Source organism: Winogradskyella costae (genome assembly GCF_013403865.1).
Lineage (GTDB): Bacteria > Bacteroidota > Bacteroidia > Flavobacteriales > Flavobacteriaceae > Winogradskyella > Winogradskyella costae.
Genome location: NZ_JABFDK010000001.1, coordinates 1,060,285 through 1,083,751, shown reverse-complemented (window position 1 = coordinate 1,083,751; position 23,467 = coordinate 1,060,285). Strand labels below are relative to the sequence as shown.

Below are 23,467 nucleotides of genomic sequence, written 5' to 3'. Positions count from 1 at the left end.
ATCGTTATCAATGTTAAAAGTTTAACCGACCCATTGCACTAAGGCCGGATAACCTTTTAACTATAAAAAAGTAATTACTTAATAACCTGTATTTTGAGTAATTACTCCTTGACTAACATCAATTTCTCTTTGAGGAATAGGTAATAATAGATCATCTTCAGTAACGGTAACTCCTAAATGATTAGACATTACAGAAACCAATGTTCCATATCTTTGTAAATCAAACCATCTTTGTCCTTCGAAGGCCAATTCAAATCTGCGTTCGTCTCTAATGGCTTGTTCTAGTTCAGATGCATTTGCAAAATCGCCTATTGTATATGGGGTTAAATCTTCTCTAGCATGAATTTTATTTAACTCATCAATAGCAGGTTGCATATTAGCATCTCCATTTTCTACGTTTAACACCTCGGCATACATTAAAATAATATCCGCTAATCTTAATACGACCCAATCATTATCTCCTTCGTACTCAATAGCGTAATCTGGGTCGTACTTAATAGTTCTATTCTCCACACCAATAACAGCTAATGTAGCGTCATATCTCTCACCTGCAGGAGAAAGATCCATATGTTCTTGAGTTGGAACATAGCCTATACCATCTGTAAATATGTGGTATGCGAAACCATTTCCTTCACCATTTGAAGCCGATTTATACCCTACAGAAAACAAGATTTCATTATTGCTTTCGTTTGTTACAGAAAATACATCCTTAACGGTTGGCTCTAATGTATAACCCGCACCTAAAACGTCTTCTAAAAGAGGTTTAGCTAATGAATTTTGACCCAATGTTACATAAACCTTAGCCAATAAACCTTTTGCGGCACCTGAAGTCGCTCTACCTACATCATTACTTGCTGGTAACAAGTCAATGGCTTCTGTTAAATCTGCAATAATTTGATCATAAATAATTGAAGTAGATTGCCTTGTTAAATCTGGAAGATCTGAAGAAGATACTGTTGGTGTAATTGTTAACGGAATATCTCCATATAATCTTACTAAATTAAAATAAGATAAAGCTCTTACAAATTTTCCCTCACCTTCAAATTGATTTTTTAAACCTTCATCTGTAACAACTTCTAAATTTGCAATTAAATTATTGGTTCTAGAGATTGTGATATAACTGTTCTCCCAGAAGTCTAGCGTAATATCACTTGTGGCTAGCATATTTAGATTTTCAACTCTTCCCCATTCACCTTCGGACAAGAGAATCGTCATATCGTCACTTCTTACTTCGGTTAGACTCCATAGACCTCCCGCAGAGGCTTGTCTAGAATATGATAATTGTAGACCGTCATAAACTCCTGCAACAATTGTTTCAATTTCTGCTTCATTCGTATAAAATCCGTCGCTTGGTACCTGTGACTCTGGAAGTAAATCTAATTCTGAGCAACTTAAAGCACTAAATATAAGAAGTAGAACTCCCCATTTTTTTATTGTGTTTTGATATAAATTTTTCATGAGTATAATTTTTTTATTAAAACTTCGCATTGATTCCTATAGCAACTGTTCGTTGTACTGGGTGCGCTCCTCTTTGGTATCCGGTTACTAATGGATTATTCGAATATGTTCCTGGGAACGTAGTCGCTTCCGTAGATGCTTCAGGATTGAAACCAGTATAATTTTTTGCTGTGATAAATATTAAATTAGACCCTGTTAAGTAGAATCTCATACTTGATAAGCCTATTTTTTCATTAAGCGTCGATGGCAGTGTATATCCTAAAGTCATGTTTCTTAAACTAAAATAGGAAGCGTCTTGAACGTTGGCATCAGAATTAGAGCGTATAACCAATCGGTCCTTATCTGCTTGAGGTAAATTAAAACCTTCGATACTCTCATTTGCATACTGTGAGTTCTCGTAGTAAGAATCTATATTAAAGATCTTTGCACCGTGTGATCCCTGAAACGTTACCGCAAAATCGAAATTTTTATATTCTATATTATTTGTAAATCCCCAGGTAAAATCAGGATATGGACTCCCTAATACTTTTTTATCGTTTTCATCGATAACTCCATCATCATTTAAATCTTTTGCATAGACAAAATCAGTACTAGCATTAACAGGCCAAGTTGTGTTATGAGAACCATAAGGCACTTCTCCGTCAGATACGTAACCATAATATTGAACTAATGGACTACCGACTTCTGTTAAAAATTCGTTCGGTCTTTTAGGGTCTGGTACAGTTATAAGACGTTGTGTTCCTCCAAAATCAACTAACTCATTTTTATATCTAGATAGGTTAAAACCTGTTTTCCAAAAGAATTCTCCTGTGGTATTAATAGTTGTAAGATTTAGCTCAAAACCTCTATTATCTACTTTACCTTGGTTGTCTGTGAAGAATTCAAAACCAGAGACGTTAGAAAGTGGCACTTCTAATAATAGATCTTTTGTCGTTGTTTTAAAAATGTCAAATTCTAAATTTATTCTATTATCTAAAATAGCTAAATCAACCCCGAAATTAAATTCTTGCGTTTTTTCCCAACTAAGGTTAGGATTAGAAATATTGGTTGGTGAAAAGCCTGTAGTTGCACCACCGCCTAATATACTGTTAGTAATTCCAAGTAATCCGATATGACTATAATCTCCAATCGTATTATTTCCTGTGGTACCAATACTAGTTCTTATTTTTAGATTATTTATGATATCTAAAGACTCAAGAAATCCTTCTTCTGAAACCCTCCAACCAAATGATGCAGATGGAAAGAACCCGTATTGATTGTTTGAACCGAACCTTGAACTTCCGTCCCATCTAGAGCTTAATGAAAACAAATACTTATTACTTAAATCATAATTCACTCTAAAAAAAGCAGAATTTAAAGTGCTTTTACTTCTCGTAGAGCTACCACCAGATAAAAGACCACCATTTACAGTCTGAATATAATCAATAACAAAGTTATTAGCTGAGACGTTAGATGTGGTAACACTTGTAGCTTGTGTAGAGACACCTGCAACCACATTTAATTGGTGTTTATCATTAAATGATTTGTTGTAGGTTAAGACATTTTCATTCAACCAATCTGTAATTTTAATGGTATTATGATGGGCAAGAGTTCCGTTGGCTCCTTCTCTACTAACAATTGAAGATAAGTAGCGTTGGTCTTCGAATTGATTTAAATAACCACCAAAACTTGTTTTAAAAGTAAGATTTTCAGAGAAGTTTATTTTTAAATATGTATTGGCAAATCCTTCAAATCTATTTGTGGTATACCATTCTCCCTCTAACATAGCTATAGGGTTATAATCACTCTGTTCTCTAAGTCTAATGCCTGTGTAACCCGGGTTTCTTCCTATGTCAAAATCATTTTCATGTGCGTATTCTCCAATTTCTTTTCCTGTAATAGCAGCTGTTGCAGCTGTGTGATATACTGGAACCCATGGGGCCGTTCTAAATAATTGATGGTTTTCTCTATTAATTTTTCTGGTTTCACTATAGGTTGGATTAAGATTAATACCGAGTTCTAACCATTTATTTGCTTTGACATCTATATTTGCTCTAAAACTGTATTTAGTATAGTCATTGGTGAGCATAATACCTTCTTCGTCTACATAATTAGCAGATAAAAAATAGTTAACATTTTCAGTACCACCAGATGCACTTAATTGATGATTCATTATATAACCGGTTCTATAAACCTCGTCGTACCAGTTGGTATTCGTTCCAAAGCTCTCAGCTAAATTAATTTCATCTAAATTAGTTGCACCTTGAGAAACTACATAATCTTTCCATTCTGCAAGTGTTGGAAATTTATTTAAGCTAGAACTTATTGGATTTTTATCTAAGTTATCTCTTATACCATTTTTTAGTCCGCCGTAGACGTTATACTCTACTGTAACTTTCCCTGTTTTTCCTTTCTTGGTTGTAATAAGAATAACCCCAGATCCCGCTCTAGATCCGTAAATAGAAGCAGAAGCAGCATCTTTTAAAACATTTATAGATTCTACATCTTGCATGTTAATACTAGATAAGTCTCCCTGTATTGGATAACCATCAACAACAATTAAAGGTGAATTAGATGCGGATATTGAAGACAAACCTCTTATCTGAATTTTAGCCGGTTCTCCTGAATTACCACTGTTGGTTTTAATATTAACACCGGCCAGTTGTCCTTGAAGTGCCTGACCTGCAGTTGCGGTGGCTACTTTAGACACTTTATCTCCATCTATTTGAGCAACTGCACCTGTAGAATGTGATTTTTTTGTAGCACCATAACCAATTATTACGACCTCTTCCAATTCTGAAGTGTCTTCAATAAGCGTTAGATTTAATGCTTTCTGGTTATCAATTGTGATGGTTTGTGTTTTAAAGCCTATATAAGAAATATTTAAAACATCGCCATTAGCAACTTCGATTTCAAATTTACCATTAAAATCGGTTGTCGTTCCTTTTGAAGAGCCTGTTATTACAATACTTACTCCTGGAATTGGCATAGCCGATTCATCTAAAACAACACCTGTTAATGGATAACTATCTTGTGCTAAGAGTGTAAAATTACACAGCAATAACACAAACACTGTAAGTTTTATTTTTAAATTCATTTGTGATCTATTTTTTTAAATTAAGTAATCGTCAAGACACTATAGGTATTGACATAATGAGGACTAACACCTTAGTATACTACACACCACTAAGTGTTAATTAAATTTTTATGAATTTAAAAAACGTGTGTTATGAATAGTACAAGTAGTTATTTTAGTTCGACCTAATAGAAGAAGTAACTTGGAAATTGATCGACGCGAGGGAACCTACCTTTATGCTAGGTTGGTTTTAATTTCTGTTTCATAATTGATTAGTTTATTTGGTTAAATATTTAGTAATGTCTTTGAAACTGTAATGGTGCACTGATTATGTAATATCTGTAGAATAGATTCTAGAGTAAATCAAATTCTTTTACAAGTAAGTCGGTGTATTAATTGTATAGTGCTACCTGTTATTTATTTATAGCAGATAACACTATAGCTAATTATTTACCAGTTCCATAATGTACCATCTTCCAGCCTACTAACTGGGAGGTACGATCTTTTATAAGGGTATTTTTTAGCCAGGTCTTCATTAAATTCAATGCCGAGGCCTGGTGTATCATCAATGTAAATCTCTCCTTCTTTTAGCGTTGCATTATAAGTAAAGACCTCATTTAGTTCTGGTGTGCCAAATCCAATAAACTCTTGTACTCCAAAGTTTGGTGCCCAAAGATCCAAGTGCATATGGGCCATAAAACAGACAGGAGATAAATCTGGTGCGCCATGGGGTGCCATTCTTACATGATAAAGCGCCGCAAAATCTGCTAGTTTTTTTAATGGAGTTATGCCTCCTCCGTGAGTTGCAGCAGTTCTAACGAAATCTATATATTGATTTTCAATTAAAGGTTTAGCGTCCCAAATGGTGTTGAATTTTTCTCCTAATGCGATTGGTGTAGTCGTATGGTTTCTTATAATCTTATAGCCTTCGGGATTATCGTAAGTTGTGGTGTCTTCCATAAACTTTAAACGATAAGGTTCTAGCATCTTCCCTAATTGCGCAGCTTCAATAGGGGTTAATCTACTATGAATATCGTGACATAACTCAATATCATAGCCAAATTTTTCACGCGCTCTTTTGAATAATTCCGGAATAAAGTTGAGATATTTTGTGGTAGACCAAATTTGCTCTGGTGGTAAAGGTCTGCTGCCTTGTAACTCATAGTAATTCTTTTTACCATCTAATGTACCGTAAGTACCTTCTAAACTCGGAATTGCGGATTGCAATCTCACAACTTTGTAACCTTCCTTAATGGCGATCTCTAAATTATCAATAACCTCATCGATAGAAGACCCATTAACATGGGCATAAACCGTAACGGCTCTTCTACTTTTACCCCCTAATAATTGGTAAACAGGCAAGCCTGCAATTTTACCTTTAATGTCCCATAGGGCTACATCAATAGCTCCGATGGCGGCCATACTGATGGCTCCATTTTGCCAATAAGCGCCTTTGGATAAGTATTGCCAAATATCTTCTATTTGATGGGCATCTCTACCTATTAGACATGGAATTACATGTTCTTCCAAATAGGCTACAACAGCTAATTCTCTTCCGTTTACGGTTGCATCTCCTAAACCGTAAACACCTTCATCTGTAAAAATTTTTACGGTTACAAAATTACGCCCTGGAGAACATACGTAAACTTTTATATCTTCAATTTTCATAGTAATACTTTAATTATTTATATCATTTTAGGCTATACTTTCAATATTGAAAAGCATATATAGATATCATCTTGTTTTTTTATTAGACCAAGAAAGGATTGGGAACTTCCTTCTTGTTTTTAATGTAAATTGTAACTCCGTAATCTTGCACGTTGTACTAATTACTTTCTTTTAGTTCACCCTTCAATCTCTATAAATTCATTTTTTAAAGACTAAAATAAGTGCTTAATAATTCATAATTTCAAACTGGCGCACCAGATTGGTGTACCAAATATATAAATATTTATTATTTAAACAAACAATTAAATGAGAAATTAGTAGAATAAAGGGATTTAAAATCGCATTTTCTTAATAAGATGGCTATAGACCTATTAAATAAACACTTCTAGAACATTTTAATTTTGAGTTTCTCAGCATTTTTTCTGTAATTTTATTTAAGTTTAGATGTCGACCTTAGCTTAATTTATCCATTTGGTATGGTGAAATGCTTCCGTCTCATCATCTATTCTTTGGTAGGTATGTGCACCAAAATAATCACGTTGTGCTTGTATAATATTGGCTGGTGAATTGGCTGTAGTTAGACCATTAAAAAAGTTTATAGATTCACTTATACATGGTATAGGAATTTCGGCTAAGACACATTGGGCAACTGCATTATTGACTTTAGGTTTTAGTAAGTTGACTTGTTTAACGATGGCACTATGGTTTAAAATCGAATCCGTTTCTCTTAAAACCTCTACTAATTCTTCCATGAAAGAGGATCTAATAATACAGCCGTTGGTCCAAATTCTTGCTACTTCGCTCAAATTAATATGCCATTTAAATGTTTTAGAAGCTACAGCAATTAGTTTTATACCTTGATGGTGGTTGATAATTCTAGCAAATTGATATGCATCATAGACGTCCTTTGTGGTTATTGAGGGTTTTGTGGTTTGCTTGTTATAAAGTGTGTTTAATTGAACTCTATCTGATTTATAAAAGGAAGTATATCTTGCAAAAAGGGCAGAAGCTATTAATGAGCTAGGTACACCTAATTCTGCTGTAGCAATTGTTGTCCAATTTCCTGTTCCTTTATTACCAGCCTTGTCCATTATTTTATCGACCAACCACTCGTTGTGCTCCTTCTTCCGAAGTATATCAATTGTAATTTCTAACAAATAGCTGTTAGCTAAAGGCTGCCATGATTCTAGAATATTGGCAATATCAGTTGGGGTGTTTTCATTTGTTCTGAGTATATCATATACTTCTGCTAGTAATTGCATTTCAGCATATTCAATACCATTATGAACCATTTTTACAAAATGACCACTACCTTCTGGTCCAATATATGTACAACAAGGCAAGTTGGCTTTGTCTTTTGCAGCTATAGCCTCTAAAAAAGGTGCAACAGCATCATAGGTTTCTTTCGACCCACCAGGCATAATAGAAGGTCCTTTAAGAGCGCCTTCTTCACCACCAGAAACACCAACTCCTATAAAATAAATATACTTAGACTTTAAATATAGAGATCTCTCTTTGGTGTCTTTATAATTAGAATTTCCTCCATCAATTAATGTATCACCTTTAGATAAATAGGGAAGTAAATCCGCGATGACATAATCAATGGTTTTTCCTGCATTGACCATGAGCATAATTTTTCTAGGTGTTTGAATTGATTTAACAAAGGCTTCTAAATTATCAAAAGCTAGTGCATTTGTTAACTCGGTATGTTCATTCTTAAAATTAATAGCGACATGTTCCTCAAGACCTTTAATATGTCTATTAAACATTGAAACCGTAAAGCCGTTATTGGCTAAATTTCTCGTTAAGCTTTTTCCCATGACGCCTAGACCAAATAAACCAAATTCACTTTTCATATATTGTTTTTTATTGTTTTAATTATTTCCATAGGAGTTTTAGTTATAGAGACTTCTAATGCGTTTACAGGAACTTCTAAAATGTCGAATTGTGATTTTAACAATGCTCGCGGCATAAAATGATTTTTGCGTTCAGAAATTCTATTATAAACGTCATCAAAAGTACCTTGTAAGTATACCCATTTTGCCTTGGCTCCTAAATTGGTATTTAAGATAGATCTGTAATCTGCTTTCAGTGCTGAGCAGGCAATGACACACCCCTTATTTTTCGATTGGTCTATGGCGAGTTCATTAATTGTGTTTAACCAACTTGCTCTATCCGCATCATTTAATGGTTGTCCTACAGACATTTTTATTATATTAGTTTCAGGATGAAAATCATCAGCATCAAAAAAAGGAAGTGATAATTCTTCTGCTAATAGCTTTCCTATGGTTGTTTTGCCACAACCAGAAACTCCTATTATAAAGACTGTAGTATTCAAATTCATAATTATTTTATTGAAATATAAATTGGCGCACCAGTTTGGCGCACCAAATATAATGATAAATATTTATTTGAGCTTATAATGCAAATAAGAAGCCTTTTTAGAATTTATTTTTTTCGATCTCTTCTAAAACAGTGTTTAATACAGTATAGAATTAAATAATTTATTTAAAGCTTTATAGGTATTGTCGAGAAGTATTTAGCAGCCTTGTGAGTGTTGGGTAGGCTATAGTTAACCGAAGTGAATTGCTTAGTGCAAGGTTGCTGTGCTTATCACACAGGAGTAGAAATTTAGGACCTCAATTCTAACTGATTATTTTAGAAATTTCAGATAAGGGTAACGGCAGGGTGAACGTAAAATTTATATAGGTAATGCCTTATAAATTGGGAAATCTAAGCATTGAACGAATGCTATATTTGTCGTTGTTTAAAATCGTCACAAAACTCATTAAGTAATTCAAAGTGGAAATTCATAGCCTTAATAGCCTGTTCAGCATCTTTGTTCTTTATGGCCTCAAAAATAGCTTGGTGTTTGTCTATTTCGAAATTAAATCCGTCTTCATCACAAACTCTAGTTTTTACAAATACGGCTATTATTTTAGGAATAATTTGCAACATCATTGCATATATCGTCGTGTTTTTGCTTGCCTTAGCAATTGCCAAGTGAAACAGAAGATCTTCCTGTAAAGCATCTTCACTACTTAATATTTTAGCGTTATACGCATGGAGTGCTGTTTCTAAATTGATTAAATCATCTTCTGTTCTTCTTGTAGCAGCTAAAAAGACAGACTTATTTTCAAGCATTAATCGAGATTCTATAAGTGAAAGAAAATCCTCTTCTTCCATATTTAGCATACCATCAATCACTCCTGTAAAAGCAATTCGACCAGTATTCATAAATATCCCTGTTTTCGGAATTGATTTTACTAATCCATAAAGTTCAAGTTTATCGATTGCATCTCTAATACTTCTCCTGCTGACATCAAGTGTCTGACTAAGGATACGCTCAGATGGCAATTTATCGCCTTGCTCTAACCTCCTTAAATCTATAAAATCTCTAATCTTAGATAATATTAAACTATTAACTTCAATATTATCTTTAATTCTTACAGGGTTCAATTTCATTTATGATGATAAAATATTTATTGTAAATATACGAAAACTGCAGGATATAAGCTAAATGACTTCTAAACTGAACATTTTTTATCATTTATACTTTTTTCGCAAATGATTTTTTTTATTATCTGAAATCTTCTATTTAAAAATTCTCAATTCAATAATTTCATAGTCAAAACCTTTAAACGGAGTTTATTATTGATATCAGCTATAGCGCTATTTAATGAGATACCTTTTCACAGAACAAAAGAAACCAAAAGTTTTACGAACTTCGCGGTTATAAATGATTAGGAGATATTTACGTTCCAAAGCAAAGTGAATTTCCTTTTCATTGTTACAAATTGGTATTGTGAGCACATCTATAACGTTAAAACAAATTAACAAACTGGCTATTCCTGCATTAATTTCGGGAGTTTCTGAGCCTATTTTATCCTTAACTGATGCTGCTATAATTGGTAATATGGAACAGAATGCTACAACATCTCTGGCGGCAGTTGGTATTGTAACCACATTTTTATCCATGCTAATCTGGGTGCTAGGACAAACCAGAAGTGCTATTTCTTCTATTATTTCCCAATACTTAGGTGCGGGAAATGTAGATGCAGTGAAGAATTTACCGGCACAAGCTATTTTTGTAATTACAGCACTCAGTCTTGTAATTATAGCCATTACCTATCCGTTAGCTTCTCATATTTTTCAACTTTATAATGCTACAGGAGACATATTAAATTTTAGTGTAGATTATTACCAAATACGAGTTTTCGGTTTCCCGTTTACGTTGTTTACTATTGCTGTCTTTGGAACTTTTAGAGGACTGCAAAACACCTATTTCCCGATGCTGATTGCTATTTCTGGAGCATTGGCAAATATTGTCTTAGACATTATTTTAGTTTATGGAATTGAAGGTGTTATACCTGCCATGCACATCAAAGGTGCAGCTTATGCTAGTGTTATTGCACAGCTTATTATGGCTTTACTTTCTGCTTATTATTTATTAAGGAAAACAGACATTCCGTTAATTGCAAAGTTGCCTTTTAATCCTGAAATGAAACGATTCACATTAATGATTTTGAATTTATTCATTAGAACCATAGCTCTGAATATTGCCTTATATTTTGGAACTAGCTTTGCTACAAAATACGGCGAAAATTATATCGCAGCTTATACCATTGCCATAAATCTTTGGTTTTTGGGTGCTTTTCTTATTGATGGTTATGCCAGTGCAGGTAATATTTTATCGGGAAAATTGTTAGGTGCAAAAGACTATAAAAACCTTTTAGAATTAAGTAATAAACTGATTAAATATGGCATTGTTGTCGGACTTTTTATTGGAGCAATTGGTGCTGTGTTTTACTATCCATTAGGAAACTTATTTAGCAATGACGAAGCAGTACTTACTGAATTCTACAACGTATTTTGGATTGTTTTAGCTATGCAACCGTTATGTGCATTAGCTTTTATTTTCGATGGGGTTTTTAAAGGACTGGGTAAGATGAAGTATCTTAGAAACGTGTTGTTATTTTCTACGCTTATTATTTTCGTTCCAGTTATATTTTGGGTAGATAGCCTAGATTATAAACTCTATGGTATTTTTATCGCCTTTACATTGTGGATGATTGCTAGAGGCTTACCATTAATTATAAAATTTAGAAAAACATTTATTTCGCTAGCTCAAAACACTTAAATTTGATTATTAATTTTATTTCTATAATGAGCTTATTAATAACAGTATTACAAAACGTTGATATAGACGAAAAAATAAAGAATGCTCCTGATAGCAGTTATAGCATCGGCATTTTTATTGGCACACTCTTACCTTTGGTGGTTTTGGTTCTTATCGCTTTTGCAATTTATAGATATAATAAAAACAGATATAAAGACAGTTAATATGGATATACTTAGCTTTTTAGGCGGAAATGGCTTGTTTCTAATCTTAGGAGTGGTTTTAATTATTGTCTATTTCTATAACAGAAATAAGCGACGTTAACCTCTTTTAACGGGTTTTCAACCAACCTGTAATACTCAACCGTTGTGTATTTACGGGTTTTACTTCATGTTCTAATTCTTGGCTTTCAAAAATAACGACTTTGCCAGGAAATGGATAAATAACCTTGTCTTCACCGTCTAAATAAAGAACCAACTCACCTCCATTTTCAGGTTGCCAATCTTCACTGTTTAAATAACAAACAAACGATAATTTACGTCTATCATCATTTTGGAACGTATCTAAATGACGTTTGTAATACGTGTCTTTTGGATAAATGGCATAATGGAATTCCTTCTGATTAATACCAAGGAAACAGGTGCGATTGAGGTAATCTTTTAAATCATTAATTTTATTGAAGAATAATTCCTCAGCAGAATTTATAATCTGTTCATCTATCCAAAGAATAATATCACCGCGTACTGCTTTTTCAACGAGCTCATTGGTTTTATTACCAATAGCAGATTTTTTAAAGGCATCTTCCTCATACTTTAAAAGCAAGGAGTGCCGTAAAGCAATAACTTCATCTTCTGAAAAAAAATCATCAACAATACTATATTTTTGCGATGAAATGTCTGAAATAATGCGCTCATAAAGCGGGTTTTCAACAAACGGAATAGCTTCAAAAAGGCTACTCACCTTGACTTTTAAAGAAATTTAATAGTGTCATGCTTTTACAAAAATTAAAAAAAGTGCGCAAATGTAATCTAAAAAGCTATTCCTTTTACATTTATAATATCTTTGCAAGATAATTGTAGAACAACATGAGTAAAATTCGCATTACAAAACAGTTTTCTTTTGAAACAGGTCACGCACTTTATGGCTATGATGGCAAGTGTAAAAATGTACATGGCCACAGTTACCGACTTTATGTTACCGTAATTGGAACACCAATAGCAGATTCTAATAATGTAAAATTTGGAATGGTGATTGATTTTGGTGATTTAAAGAAGATTGTAAAGGAAGAAATTGTTGATGTTTTCGATCATGCTACCGTTTTTAATAAAAACACACCACATGTAGATTTAGCCAAGGAACTACAAGCAAGAGATCACAATGTTTTATTAGTAGATTACCAACCAACAAGTGAAATGATGGTGATTGATTTTGCCGAAAAAATTAAACAACGCTTGCCAAATAACATCAAATTACATTCATTAAGGCTTTCTGAAACAGCGTCTTCTTTCGCAGAATGGTTTGCAAGTGATAATGAGTAAACCGAATCATATACATATTGCCAACGGAAAAAAGATTTATTTCGCATCAGATAATCATTTAGGAGCACCAACTAGTGAAGCCTCTCGACCTCGTGAAAAAAAATTCGTCGCGTGGTTAGATGAGATCAAGCATGATGCTGCTGCTATTTTTCTCATGGGAGATTTATTTGATTTTTGGTTCGAATATAAAACCGTTGTTCCAAAAGGATTTACAAGAACTTTGGGGAAATTGGCCGAAATTGCTGATTCCGGAATTCCTATTCATTATTTTGTGGGTAATCACGATTTATGGATGAACGGCTATTTTGAAGAAGAATTAGGTATTCCTGTGTATCATAAACCTGAAGAGTTTACCGTTAGTCATGGCGATTCTACTACGCTTAGCGACCAAATAATTTTTATTGGTCATGGTGATGGTTTAGGACCTGGAGATAAAGGCTACAAACGCATGAAAAAGGTCTTTACGAGTCCTTTCTTTCAATGGCTATTCAATTGGATGCATCCTGATATTGGAATCAAAATAGGACAATATATGTCTGTAAAAAACAAAATGATTTCAGGCGATGATGATGCGAAGTTTTTAGGAGAAGACAATGAATGGTTAGCTGTGTATTGTAAGCGTAAACTCGAAGAGAAACACAGAGATTTCTTTGTATTTGGTCACAGACACTTACCTTTAGAAATTCAACTAAACGAGACCTCTAAGTATATTAATTTAGGCGATTGGATTCAGTATTATACCTACGGAGTTTTTGACGGTAAAAATTTTGAATTGAAGAAGTATTAATTACGTCCTGTTTTCACTTTAACGGATGCGTAAGTAGACACAGAATACGGCACCACAAAGCATAAGGCAAGTTTTAACCAACTTACGTTCTCAAAATTTAAATGGTATAAAAGATCCCCTTGATTGATGATATTTAAAATACAACCAACTACAATGGCGACTTTAATAGAAGAGATGACAATGTCTTTTTCTAAAGCTATTTTAAGCAGTTTTAGAATCATGCTAAATGAAAAATTAAAATATTCTAATGGCAAAAGTAACGAAAATGATTAGTCGTAATGGTTATTTTATACTTCTTCTTTTTCAAATTCTTCAATATCTACGGTAAGGTCCAAGTCTCTTAAGGTTTTATTTTTAATTCCAATTCCGGCTACGGTTATCAGTGTCATTACACCACCAAAAACAACAGCAATAGAAGGGCCAAGAATTTTAGCGGCTAATCCGCTTTCAAAAGCACCAAGTTCATTAGAAGAGCCTACAAACATAGAATTAACCGATGCCACACGACCACGCATATGGTCTGGTGTTTTTAGCTGTAAAATAGTTTGTCTTATGACCATAGACACTCCATCTGTAACACCAGAAAAGAATAAAGCTAAAACACTCAACCAAAACAATTCTGAAAAGCCGAAAATTATAATACATATCCCAAACCCAAAAATGGAAATCAGTAGTTTTTTACCTGCATTTTTATTCACTGGTAAATACGTTGTTATAAACATAGTTAATATACTACCTATAGAAACAGAAGCATTTAATATCCCAAAACCCTTAGAGCCAACATGTAAGATGTCTTGAGCAAAAACAGATAATAAAGCTACTGCTCCACCAAATAATACAGCAATCATATCTAAAGATAAAGCACCTAAAATAGCTTTATTGCTAAAAACAAATCGCAGTCCAACTTTTAAGCTTTCTTTTACAGACTCTCCAATCTTTGGGTTTAAAATCGGTTTCTTCTTAATAAAAAAGGTAACGCCTAAAGCTAGTGTTACTAAAGCAAAAACGATACAAAGGGTGGTGTGTACGCCAATCCAATCTATCGAAAAACCGGCGAATAAAGCTCCAGAAACTGTTGCGGCTTTCCAAGTACTGCTGCTCCAAGTTGCCGCATTTGGATAATTTTTTTTAGGAACAATTAAAGCAATTAACGAAAATATTGTGGGACCAAAAAACGAGCGCAAAAAGCCACCAAAAAACACTAAAATATAAACAAAAATTAAGATAGTTTGTGTTTCCCAATTTCCAACTATTCTGTCCCATGTTAAGAAAAATAAGCCTAAGCTAATTAAGGAAAACGCAGCAATACAAAGAGCAAAAAGATTGCGTTTTTCCTTTTGGTCTACAATATGACCAGCAAAGAGCGCCATAGAAAAAGCAGGAATTATTTCCATCAAACCAACTAAACCTAAATATAAGGGGTCTTTAGTTATAGAATACACTTGCCATTCTATAACAATAAACTGCATAGACCAACCAAACACTAATGCAAATCTAACTAGTAAAAAAATATTGAATTCTTTAATTCTTAATGCTGCGTATGGATCGTTTTTTGCCACTTTAATATAAAGATATGAGACCTAGCAGGTCTGCAATTGATTAGGTACAAATGTAAAATAAGCTGAGGTTTATTTTACATTTCAATTAACTTAAAAGTAACACGTCTATTTAATTGTCGTCCCTCTTCTGTGTCATTAGTTGAAATAGGTTGTGTACTTCCAAAGCCAAAGGATGTTATTCGAGTTAGATCTAAACCCTTTTCAATTAAATAATCTGAAACGGCTTTGGCACGTTGTTCTGATAATTCTTGGTTTCGGGTTTCTAAACCGATGCTATCTGTGTGACCATAGATTTCAACTTTTAACTTGAGATTAATTTCTAAATGCTTGTATAGTTGATTGAGTTCTTCTTTTGAAATAGCTAATAATTGGGCTTTATCAAAGTCAAATAACACATTTTTGAAGGTGTAAATCTCATTAGTTTTAATGGTGGGTGCTTTAACCGTTTTGAGTGTATCTTTTTTGACGTTCACTTCGCCTTTTTCTGAGGGTTCAATTGAAATGTCATCGATATAGTAATACGAAAACAAAAAAGGACTATTAGATAATACATCTTCTTTTTTTGTTTTAGCATTTCTATAAAAATTACCAATAGAAAAGTAGTTCTCATAACCTTCGGCTGTAAATTCGAAAGTATATGCCATCCAAGACTCTTTATTAGACAAATAAATATTATCAGGATTTGAATACATTTTAAACTTTCCTTCAGTCGCTTTAGATGGTTTAATAGCCTTATCACAAGCATTAGAATTATGACAAGGTTTTAATTTTTCTTCCGTAATTAAAACTTGAATATCCTTTAAAGCATAAGACGATTTATCTGCTAAACTCAAATAAAAAGTCATTGTGTATTTCTTTCCTTTTATTAATGTTTTAGAAAGTTCCCCTTGCACATATTCTCTGTAGTTTTTGTCTGTAAACAAATACATGCCAGCATAAGTTGTTCCTGCTTTAGCTTCTTGAAATCCATTATAGTTTCTACCTCCCATAGTCGCTTCGCATGTGACAAAAAAATCTGTTGATCCATAATTTGGTATAGACCAATTTGTAATATGAATATTAAAACCTCCTAAAATTGAAATGCAATGTTTTGTTCTATGATCCTCAAAACTGGGGTTGAGTACTAAGTTTTGACCTATGGAAATAAAGCCACAAAGAAGTAGGAGCAATACGATTGGTTGTTTCATACACAATCAACGGAGAGATAATCACTTATATTTTATACCTACAAGGTTTTTGAAACCTTGCAGGGTTTATTATTCTTTAATATCTTTTAGTTTCAACTGTAAGCTCACATTACCATTCCAATGGTTTTCATCGATGGAATACGCTGTGCTAAACGGTCTTTTACTTTTTATGATATCAATTTTATCTCCTAAACCAAAACCAATACAGACAATTTTATCATTGAATGATTGGGTTACAGTTAATCTAATATGTTTATCATCTTCTCCAACACATTTTCCCCAGCCTGTATCTTTTAAGTTTTGAGACATAAAGGTAGGCGACATATTTCCAGGACCAAATGGTGCAAATTGTTTTAGGATTCGCATTAATTTATCATTGATTTCTCCTAATTCAATGTCTAAATCTATTTTTAGTTCGCGAGTTAATAATTTTGGATCGATGGTTTCCTTGACGACACTTTCAAATTTGGCTTTAAAAGCCTCGTAATTTTTTGGATCTAAAGTTAAACCTGCGGCATATTTATGACCACCAAATTGTTCAATATGTTCGCTACAGGCTTCTAATGCATTATACACATCAAAACCAGAAACCGAACGTGCTGATGCGGCTAATTTGTCTCCACTTTTTGTAAATACTAATGTTGGTCTATAATAGGTTTCTATTAAACGAGATGCGACAATACCAATGACCCCTTTGTGCCATGATTCATCATAAACAACTGTGGTGAAGCCTTCTTGTTCGTTATTCTCTTCAATTTGAACTAAGGCTTCTTTTGTGATACGTTTATCCGTTTCACGACGATCTGTATTAAAATTGTCGATTTCTACGGCATATTTTGCTGCTAAATTAAAATCGGTTTCAGTTAATAGGGTTACAGCATGGTTACCGTGTTTCATTCGTCCTGCGGCATTAATCCGAGGTGCGATAATAAAAACGACATCTGTAATGGTGAGATAGTCCTTTTTAACCTCAGCAATAATCGCTTTCACTCCTGGTCTTGGGTTGGTGTTTATAATATGTAAACCCATGTAAGCCAAGGCTCTGTTTTCGTCTACAATTGGTACAATATCGGCACCGATAGCAGTCGCGACCAAATCGAGATATTCGGTTAAATCTTCAACGGTTTGCCCTTGGTTGGATGCTAAAGCTGTGATTAATTTAAAGCCCACACCACAACCACACAATTCTTTAAACGGATAATCGCAATCGTTGCGTTTAGGATCTAAAACAGCCACTGCATCCGGAATTTCAGCTCCTGGTCTGTGGTGGTCACAGATTATAAAGTCAACGCCTTTTTCTTTAGCATAAGCAACCTTATCGATGGCTTTTATACCACAATCGAGCGCAATAATTAGTGAAAACTCATTATCGTCTGCAAAGTCAATACCTTTATAAGAGACGCCATAACCTTCGTCATATCGATCAGGAATGTAAGTCGCAACAGTATCCGTTCTTGTTTTTAAATACGAAGACATTAATGCGACAGATGTGGTTCCATCAACATCATAATCGCCATAAACCATAATATTTTCACCTCCTTCAATGGCTTTTTCGATTCTAGCAACCGCTTTATCCATATCTTTCATGAGGTATGGATCGTGAAGCTCTTTGAAACTAGGCCTAAAAAAAGTTTTAGCAGCATCATAAGTGTCAATGCCACGTTGCAACAATAATGTGGCAACAATATCATCAACTTGAAGTGCTTTCTTCATTAATGCCACTTGAGTGGCTTCTGGTTTTGGTTTTAATGTCCAACGCATAGTATCTTAGGAAGCTTTATTTTGTGCTTTTATGAAAGTGAATATGGGTTTTAACGGTTGCAAACTGACGAAACATTTCCATCACTCCACAGTATTTCTCAACAGAAAGATTTACCGCACGTTCGCATTTTTTTTCGTTTAAATCTGCACCATAAAAATGGTAATCTACAACTACGGTATGGTAATATTTTGGGTGTTCGTCTGTTAATTCACCAGAAACATCCATTTTAAAATCATCGATTTCAACTTTCATTTTATCTAAAGTAGAAATCACATCTAAACCCGAACATCCTGCTAAAGAAGATAGCATCATGGCTTTAGGTGCCATTCCAGAACCTGTACCTCCAAATTCTTCAGAAGCATCCATCATAATGGATGGCCATCTTGGGTTATCAGATTCAAAAGTCATGTTACCCCTCCAATGTGTTGTTATTTTATCTGCCATTTGTTTTTAGTTTAAAAATTAGAACTAGTATCTTGTTCATTCAAAAATACTACTAAAAAAATAACTATGGCATTAGTAACACCATTGTCTGCTGACCACGATTTAGAAACTAAGGCATTAGCAGAATTCTTTAATGAAACCCTTGGATTTTGTCCAAATTCGGTTCTAACCATGCAGCGCAGACCAGCAATAAGTAAAGCGTTCATCAATTTAAATAAAGCGGTTATGGCCAATGAGGGTAGAGTAACCTCAGCCTTAAAACGCATGATTGCTTGGGTGAGTAGTAATGCAACAGGCTGCAGGTACTGTCAAGCACATGCCATCAGAGCAGCTGAACGTTACGGAGCTGAACAAGAACAATTGGATAATATTTGGGAATACAGAACGCATGCTGCTTTTTCTGATGCAGAACGTGCTGCACTCGATTTTAGTTTAGCAGCTTCACAAGTGCCAAATGCGGTTGATGCGGAGATAAAAGAACGTTTATATCAACATTGGGACGAAGGTGAAATTGTAGAAATGTTAGGCGTCATTTCTCTTTTTGGATACTTAAACCGCTGGAATGATTCTATGGGGACTAATATTGAAGAAGGAGCCGTTGAAAGCGGGAATCAATACCTTGGAAAACATGGGTTTGAATTTGGGAAGCATGATGGGTCTCAGTATTAATTACAATAAAATTGGTAATGAAGTTTTTAAAATTCACTTTCTTAATTTTAGTAAATTCGTTATTACTAATTGGCTGTAAGTCTTCTGAAAAGGATAAAAATGACGATTCTTTCACTTTTATAGAAAGAGGTGCCTACACAATTAATAACTATAATGGAATAGATTATTATATACTGAATAAGACTAAAGAGTTTATGGATGGCTATTTTGTTGTTGGAGATAAAATGTCTAAATGGGAGGAGTTTGAATTTAAAGAAGGGATATTAAATGGTGATTATATTGTTTTTCATCCCAATGGTGAAATGTTTTCTCATACAAAGTATTCTAATGGTAAAAGACATGGTGATGAGCTGATGTATTATTATGATGGAGTTCTAAACAAGAAGAGTAGTTATAGTAATGATATCTTGGTAGGTAGTCAATATTCATATTTTTATAATGGAAAAATACAATCGGAATCGAAAATTGAAGACGGAGAACCTATAGAAACCCAAAATTTTAATTTGTTAGGTCATATAGTGTCTCAGCGTTTTATAAAAGACAGTAGAACAATTACGCAAAAGATTGTTGAAGGGAGAATCTATTCCGAAATGGTATCATCTAATTATGATAATTATGAAACTGTAAAATTTTATAATGAAGATGGTACAACTCACTTGTACTTGCAACGTGTTGAAGAAAATGATACCATGTTTATACTTGAATTAAATGAGGATGGTAAGGAAATAAAACGCGTTGATTTGAAGGCTAATCCGCAAGACGGTTTGAAATATTTTAACTTGTTTAATTAAAATAAAAGCACAAGACTTTATAAATTACCTCACTAGAAATAGTGAGGTTTTGTTTTTTTTGAAAGAAAAGTTAGAATGAAATCCTTACAAAAAAGCAGTTTTTCCGTTATATATAAGTGATTAAGTGATGTCAAAATAATTAGAAGTCGCTTAACATAATTTAGTTTAAAACAACGAAATTATGGGTTTAATAGATATAAAGTTCAAAGGAAAGCATACACTTAAGTATTTAAAATTTATAGTCTATAAGGTTGTACTGGCGATATTCGGTTTGCTTTTCTATTTGATTATTTTTCAGACAGAAAAATTAAAAACAATTTTACAAATGGTGTTCAATCCAATTACAGGTTCAGGATAGTTTTTACCTTCTTTCGCAATTCAGGCACCACCAATTCCTCAAACCAAGCATTCTTACTTCTCCAAAACCGATTCGTGGGTGAAGGATGTGGAATTGGAAAATAGGTTGGTAAATACTCTTTATAATCACCTACAGTTTCTGTCAAGGTTCGTTTTGCGTTCTCTTTCAAATAATATTTCTGCGCGTAAGCTCCAATTAAAATAATCAATTCTACATTTGGCATTTTATCAAATATTTGTTGATGCCATTGAGGCGCACATTCTGATCGTGGTGGTAGATCGCCCGTTTTCGCTTTCCCTGGATAGCAAAATCCCATAGGGATAATGGCGAAGTTTTCTGTATTGTAGAATTGTTCGTCGGTGACATTAAGCCATTGTCTTAGTCTTTTTCCACTTTGGTCGTCCCAAGAAATCCCAGATTGATGCACTTTTGTACCTGGTGCCTGACCAATAATTACAATCTTAGAATTAATATGTGCTGTTGCTACAGGTCTTGGACCTAATGGCAAATGTGCCTTACAGAGGGTACATTGACTTATATTATGAAGTAATTCTTTCATGTTTTAATCATCATCCTTCAACATGCTTTTTAAATCGTTGGTATAAGAAGGGTACGTAAATATTTGTTTTTTAAATTCACGTATAGTCATACCTGCGTTTATTGCCATGGCTAAAGTATTAATCGTTTCATTGGCGTGCGTACTCAATAAATGGGCTCCTACTATTTTTTGAGTGCGCTCGTTAACCAGAATTTTATAGGCATAAGCTTCTGCATGTTCCTTTTTTGCATTAAACCAGTCAGAAGTATCTCCTTTATAAACTATGACGTTTTTATATCGGCTTTTGGCTTCCTCTTCGGAGTAGCCAACACTTGCTAATTGTGGTTTCGTAAAAACAATGGAAGGTACTAAAGGGTTTTCGAATTCTTTAGAATTGCCATTTATGATATTATGGCCTGCAATATAACCTTGCAAACCAGAAAGCGGTGTTAAAGGTAGCGATTTACTGGAGACGTCTCCACAGGCGTACACTTCTTCATGACTTGTACTTTGCATAAAATCGTTGACCAAAACTCCAGATGCATCAGCTTTTATCCCCGCATTTTCTAAATTTAATTTTTCTACTGCTGGCACGCGACCTGCGGTATTAAATATTTTTCTGGCTTTTATCGTTTTTGATTTACCGTCTTTTTCATACGTCAGCTTTAAGTTCTTCTTCAATTTTTTAACCGCCGTGGGCTTCGTGTTAAACATAAATTTTACACCATTGTTCTCTAAAACCTTGATGAGTTTTTCAACTAAAAATGAATCGAATTGTGTAAGCGCAGTATCACTAACTTCAATCATAGTGACGTCGCAACCTAATGTTGAAAGCATGTAGCAAAATTCCATTCCAACATAACCCGAACCAATAAATATGGCTGATTTCGGGATTTTTTTCAAATTAAGAATGTCATCACTAGTTTTTAATAGGTCTGAACCCTCAAACTCTAATGGTCGTGCGACATAACCTGTAGCAATTACAAATTTGTCTGCAGAGATGGTTTTACCTTCAACTGTAATTTCATTTTTACTGATGAATTTTGGAGATTGATGATACAAATCAATACCTAAATCTTTTAAATCACTTTCTGTAGATGACGGAACGGGTTTGGTAAAAGACGTTTTAAATTTCTGAACGGCTTTCCAATTAATTTTAGGTGATTTTTTAATTCCGAAACCTTTAAGTTGGTTAGAGTGTTGTGCTAAGTCTGCAAATTGAATCACTATTTTTTTAGGATCACAACCTCGTGTAGAGCAGGTGCCTCCAAATTCTCTTTTATCTGAAATAGCAACTGTTAATCCTGATGCAACGCAAGCTTTTGCTGCTGTTTGGCCTGCAATACCACTACCAATAACAAATACGTTATAATGTTTAGTCTTCATAATTTTAGTTTGAAATAGAAAATTAAGGAAAGTAAACGATAACGACTGATGCTGTAGGTGTAAAGGTTAACCCAATTACGAAAAGTGCTGTTATTTCTTTTTTAAAGGAAAGGCTTTAAAGTCTAAGCCTTCAAATCCTGTTGCTATAAAATTTCGGATGTTTTGATGTCCTGTTCCTTTTGGGTTTATAAGGACATCTTCAAAATAGTAGGTCCCAAAACAAGCTAAGGTTTCTTCTGCTGTTAATTTTTGATCAACAGCAAAGGCAAATAGTTTACAAGAGCCTGAGTTTTGGTCTTCAGAATTTTCTAAAGTTCCATTTGTGAATGCCGTTGGTGTAAATTGGTAATAGGTTTCTATTACAGCCGTGGTTTCAGAAAAATCAATCTGTTTAGGATTAGATTTTAATTTGGCTAAAAAATCTTCTAAAATCATATTCTATTTGTGTTTTCCGTCTACGACAATTACAATTTCGCCTTTAGGTGGTTTGTTGGTGTAATGATCTAAAACTTCTTTTGCGGTTCCTCTAATCGTTTCTTCGTACAACTTTGTTATTTCTCTAGAAACAGAAACCAAGCGATCTTCACCAAAATATTCGCAAAAATGGCCGAGCGTTTTTATGAGCTTATGAGGACTTTCGTAAAAAATGATAGTTCTCGTTTCTTCGGCTAAAAGTAAAAGTCTTGTTTGTCTTCCTTTTTTAACAGGAAGAAAGCCTTCAAATACAAACTTATCATTTGGTAACCCACTATTTACCAAAGCAGGTACAAATGCGGTTGCTCCGGGTAAACAATCCACTTCAATCCCATGTTCTACAGAAGCTCTTACCAATAAAAATCCAGGATCTGAAATGGCTGGTGTACCAGCATCACTAATGACTGCAATGGTTAAACCGGCTTTTAGTTTTTCAATTAAATGATTCACCGTTTTATGCTCATTGTGCATATGGTGGCTTTGCATGTGTGTGGTAATTTCAAAATGCTTTAAAAGTTTACCTGAAGTTCTGGTGTCTTCAGCCAATATTAAATCGACTTCTTTTAAAACGTCGATAGCTCTAAAAGTGATATCTTTTAAATTTCCAATTGGTGTTGGTACTAAGTATAGTTTACCCATATTTATTTCCCGAGACATCGAGAATATTTTAAGTT

General features: G+C 33.9%; 22 protein-coding genes and 1 pseudogene. 7 read left to right on the top strand and 16 right to left on the bottom strand.

The features are described 5' to 3' along the window. Nucleotides 1-78: 78 nt before the first annotated feature. The 6 genes from HM986_RS04595 to HM986_RS04575 all read right to left on the bottom strand — a co-directional run bounded on the left by HM986_RS04595 (nucleotide 79) and on the right by HM986_RS04575 (nucleotide 9,646). Nucleotides 79-1,458 carry a RagB/SusD family nutrient uptake outer membrane protein gene (locus HM986_RS04595; RefSeq protein ID WP_179333882.1) on the bottom strand — a complete coding sequence of 460 codons (1,380 nt, stop codon included), beginning with the start codon at nucleotides 1,456-1,458 and terminating at the stop codon, nucleotides 79-81. Nucleotides 1,459-1,474: 16 nt separating this feature from the next. Further along, entirely contained in the window at nucleotides 1,475-4,534 is a 3,060-nt protein-coding gene (locus HM986_RS04590) for a SusC/RagA family TonB-linked outer membrane protein (RefSeq protein WP_179333881.1), read from the bottom strand. Nucleotides 4,535-4,963: 429 nt separating this feature from the next. Further along, entirely contained in the window at nucleotides 4,964-6,181 is a 1,218-nt protein-coding gene (manD, locus tag HM986_RS04585) for a D-mannonate dehydratase ManD (RefSeq protein WP_179333880.1), read from the bottom strand. 458 nt (nucleotides 6,182-6,639) lie between these two features. Beyond that, nucleotides 6,640-8,037, bottom strand: a complete 1,398-nt coding sequence (gndA, locus tag HM986_RS04580; RefSeq protein ID WP_246288449.1) for an NADP-dependent phosphogluconate dehydrogenase — start codon at nucleotides 8,035-8,037, stop codon at nucleotides 6,640-6,642. Next, nucleotides 8,034-8,525, bottom strand: a complete 492-nt coding sequence (locus HM986_RS17705) for a gluconokinase (RefSeq protein WP_246288448.1) — start codon at nucleotides 8,523-8,525, stop codon at nucleotides 8,034-8,036. Before HM986_RS17705 ends, gndA begins: the two co-directional genes overlap by 4 nt. Before the next feature lie 407 nt (nucleotides 8,526-8,932). Continuing rightward, complete coding sequence (locus tag HM986_RS04575) at nucleotides 8,933-9,646, bottom strand: FadR/GntR family transcriptional regulator (RefSeq protein ID WP_179333879.1); 714 nt, start codon at nucleotides 9,644-9,646, stop codon at nucleotides 8,933-8,935. Nucleotides 9,647-9,864: 218 nt separating this feature from the next. Here HM986_RS04575 and HM986_RS17700 point away from each other — a divergent pair. The 3 genes and pseudogenes from HM986_RS17700 to HM986_RS04565 all read left to right on the top strand — a co-directional run. After that, nucleotides 9,865-9,990, top strand: a pseudogene (locus tag HM986_RS17700) (GNAT family N-acetyltransferase); the annotation flags it as partial. Next, on the top strand, nucleotides 9,987-11,321 hold the full coding sequence (locus HM986_RS04570) for an MATE family efflux transporter (RefSeq protein WP_179333878.1): 1,335 nt from the start codon (nucleotides 9,987-9,989) through the stop codon (nucleotides 11,319-11,321). The pseudogene HM986_RS17700 and the gene HM986_RS04570, both read left to right, overlap by 4 nt. A gap of 81 nt (nucleotides 11,322-11,402) precedes the next feature. Continuing rightward, nucleotides 11,403-11,624 carry a hypothetical protein gene (locus HM986_RS04565; RefSeq protein ID WP_179333038.1) on the top strand — a complete coding sequence of 74 codons (222 nt, stop codon included), beginning with the start codon at nucleotides 11,403-11,405 and terminating at the stop codon, nucleotides 11,622-11,624. Nucleotides 11,625-11,630: 6 nt separating this feature from the next. On the opposite strand, the gene HM986_RS04560 is transcribed toward HM986_RS04565, so the two are convergent. After that, complete coding sequence (locus tag HM986_RS04560; protein ID WP_179333877.1) at nucleotides 11,631-12,260, bottom strand: 2OG-Fe(II) oxygenase; 630 nt, start codon at nucleotides 12,258-12,260, stop codon at nucleotides 11,631-11,633. Nucleotides 12,261-12,385: 125 nt separating this feature from the next. Here HM986_RS04560 and HM986_RS04555 point away from each other — a divergent pair, with 125 nt between their 5' ends. Both HM986_RS04555 and HM986_RS04550 read left to right on the top strand, forming a co-directional pair. After that, a complete protein-coding gene (locus HM986_RS04555) occupies nucleotides 12,386-12,838 on the top strand; it encodes a 6-pyruvoyl trahydropterin synthase family protein (RefSeq protein WP_179333876.1) in 453 nt (150 codons plus the stop codon). Nucleotides 12,839-12,848: 10 nt separating this feature from the next. After that, the gene (locus HM986_RS04550; protein ID WP_179334393.1) at nucleotides 12,849-13,625 is read left to right on the top strand and encodes a UDP-2,3-diacylglucosamine diphosphatase; all 777 of its coding nucleotides are present in this window, start codon (nucleotides 12,849-12,851) and stop codon (nucleotides 13,623-13,625) included. Here the strand turns inward: HM986_RS04550 and nrtS are convergent. From nrtS to HM986_RS04525, 5 genes are all read right to left on the bottom strand, one after another. Then, on the bottom strand, nucleotides 13,622-13,846 hold the full coding sequence (gene nrtS, locus HM986_RS04545) for a nitrate/nitrite transporter NrtS (protein ID WP_179333875.1): 225 nt from the start codon (nucleotides 13,844-13,846) through the stop codon (nucleotides 13,622-13,624). The two genes, HM986_RS04550 and nrtS, sit on opposite strands and share 4 nt — an antisense overlap. Nucleotides 13,847-13,912: 66 nt before the next feature. Continuing rightward, a complete protein-coding gene (locus HM986_RS04540; protein WP_179333874.1) occupies nucleotides 13,913-15,184 on the bottom strand; it encodes an MFS transporter in 1,272 nt (423 codons plus the stop codon). A gap of 74 nt (nucleotides 15,185-15,258) precedes the next feature. Next, a complete protein-coding gene (locus HM986_RS04535) occupies nucleotides 15,259-16,371 on the bottom strand; it encodes an OmpA family protein (protein ID WP_179333873.1) in 1,113 nt (370 codons plus the stop codon). A gap of 69 nt (nucleotides 16,372-16,440) precedes the next feature. Next, a complete protein-coding gene (gene recJ, locus HM986_RS04530; RefSeq protein ID WP_179333872.1) occupies nucleotides 16,441-18,132 on the bottom strand; it encodes a single-stranded-DNA-specific exonuclease RecJ in 1,692 nt (563 codons plus the stop codon). 16 nt (nucleotides 18,133-18,148) lie between these two features. Further along, nucleotides 18,149-18,577 carry an OsmC family protein gene (locus tag HM986_RS04525; protein ID WP_179333871.1) on the bottom strand — a complete coding sequence of 143 codons (429 nt, stop codon included), beginning with the start codon at nucleotides 18,575-18,577 and terminating at the stop codon, nucleotides 18,149-18,151. 66 nt (nucleotides 18,578-18,643) lie between these two features. Here HM986_RS04525 and HM986_RS04520 point away from each other — a divergent pair, with 66 nt between their 5' ends. After that, a complete protein-coding gene (locus HM986_RS04520) occupies nucleotides 18,644-19,246 on the top strand; it encodes a carboxymuconolactone decarboxylase family protein (protein ID WP_179333870.1) in 603 nt (200 codons plus the stop codon). Between the two features lie 17 nt (nucleotides 19,247-19,263). Then, the gene (locus tag HM986_RS04515; protein WP_179333869.1) at nucleotides 19,264-20,037 is read left to right on the top strand and encodes a toxin-antitoxin system YwqK family antitoxin; all 774 of its coding nucleotides are present in this window, start codon (nucleotides 19,264-19,266) and stop codon (nucleotides 20,035-20,037) included. Nucleotides 20,038-20,378: 341 nt separating this feature from the next. On the opposite strand, the gene HM986_RS04510 is transcribed toward HM986_RS04515, so the two are convergent. The 4 genes from HM986_RS04510 to rsmI all read right to left on the bottom strand — a co-directional run bounded on the left by HM986_RS04510 (nucleotide 20,379) and on the right by rsmI (nucleotide 23,432). Then, nucleotides 20,379-20,954: a uracil-DNA glycosylase family protein gene (locus HM986_RS04510; protein ID WP_179333868.1), complete on the bottom strand. Its 576-nt coding sequence runs from the start codon at nucleotides 20,952-20,954 to the stop codon at nucleotides 20,379-20,381. Nucleotides 20,955-20,957: 3 nt separating this feature from the next. Next, nucleotides 20,958-22,319: a dihydrolipoyl dehydrogenase family protein gene (locus HM986_RS04505; RefSeq protein WP_179333867.1), complete on the bottom strand. Its 1,362-nt coding sequence runs from the start codon at nucleotides 22,317-22,319 to the stop codon at nucleotides 20,958-20,960. Between the two features lie 90 nt (nucleotides 22,320-22,409). After that, on the bottom strand, nucleotides 22,410-22,754 hold the full coding sequence (locus tag HM986_RS04500; protein WP_179333866.1) for a HopJ type III effector protein: 345 nt from the start codon (nucleotides 22,752-22,754) through the stop codon (nucleotides 22,410-22,412). A gap of 3 nt (nucleotides 22,755-22,757) precedes the next feature. Beyond that, the gene (gene rsmI / locus HM986_RS04495) at nucleotides 22,758-23,432 is read right to left on the bottom strand and encodes a 16S rRNA (cytidine(1402)-2'-O)-methyltransferase (protein ID WP_179334392.1); all 675 of its coding nucleotides are present in this window, start codon (nucleotides 23,430-23,432) and stop codon (nucleotides 22,758-22,760) included. Between the last annotated feature and the right edge of the window lie 35 nt (nucleotides 23,433-23,467).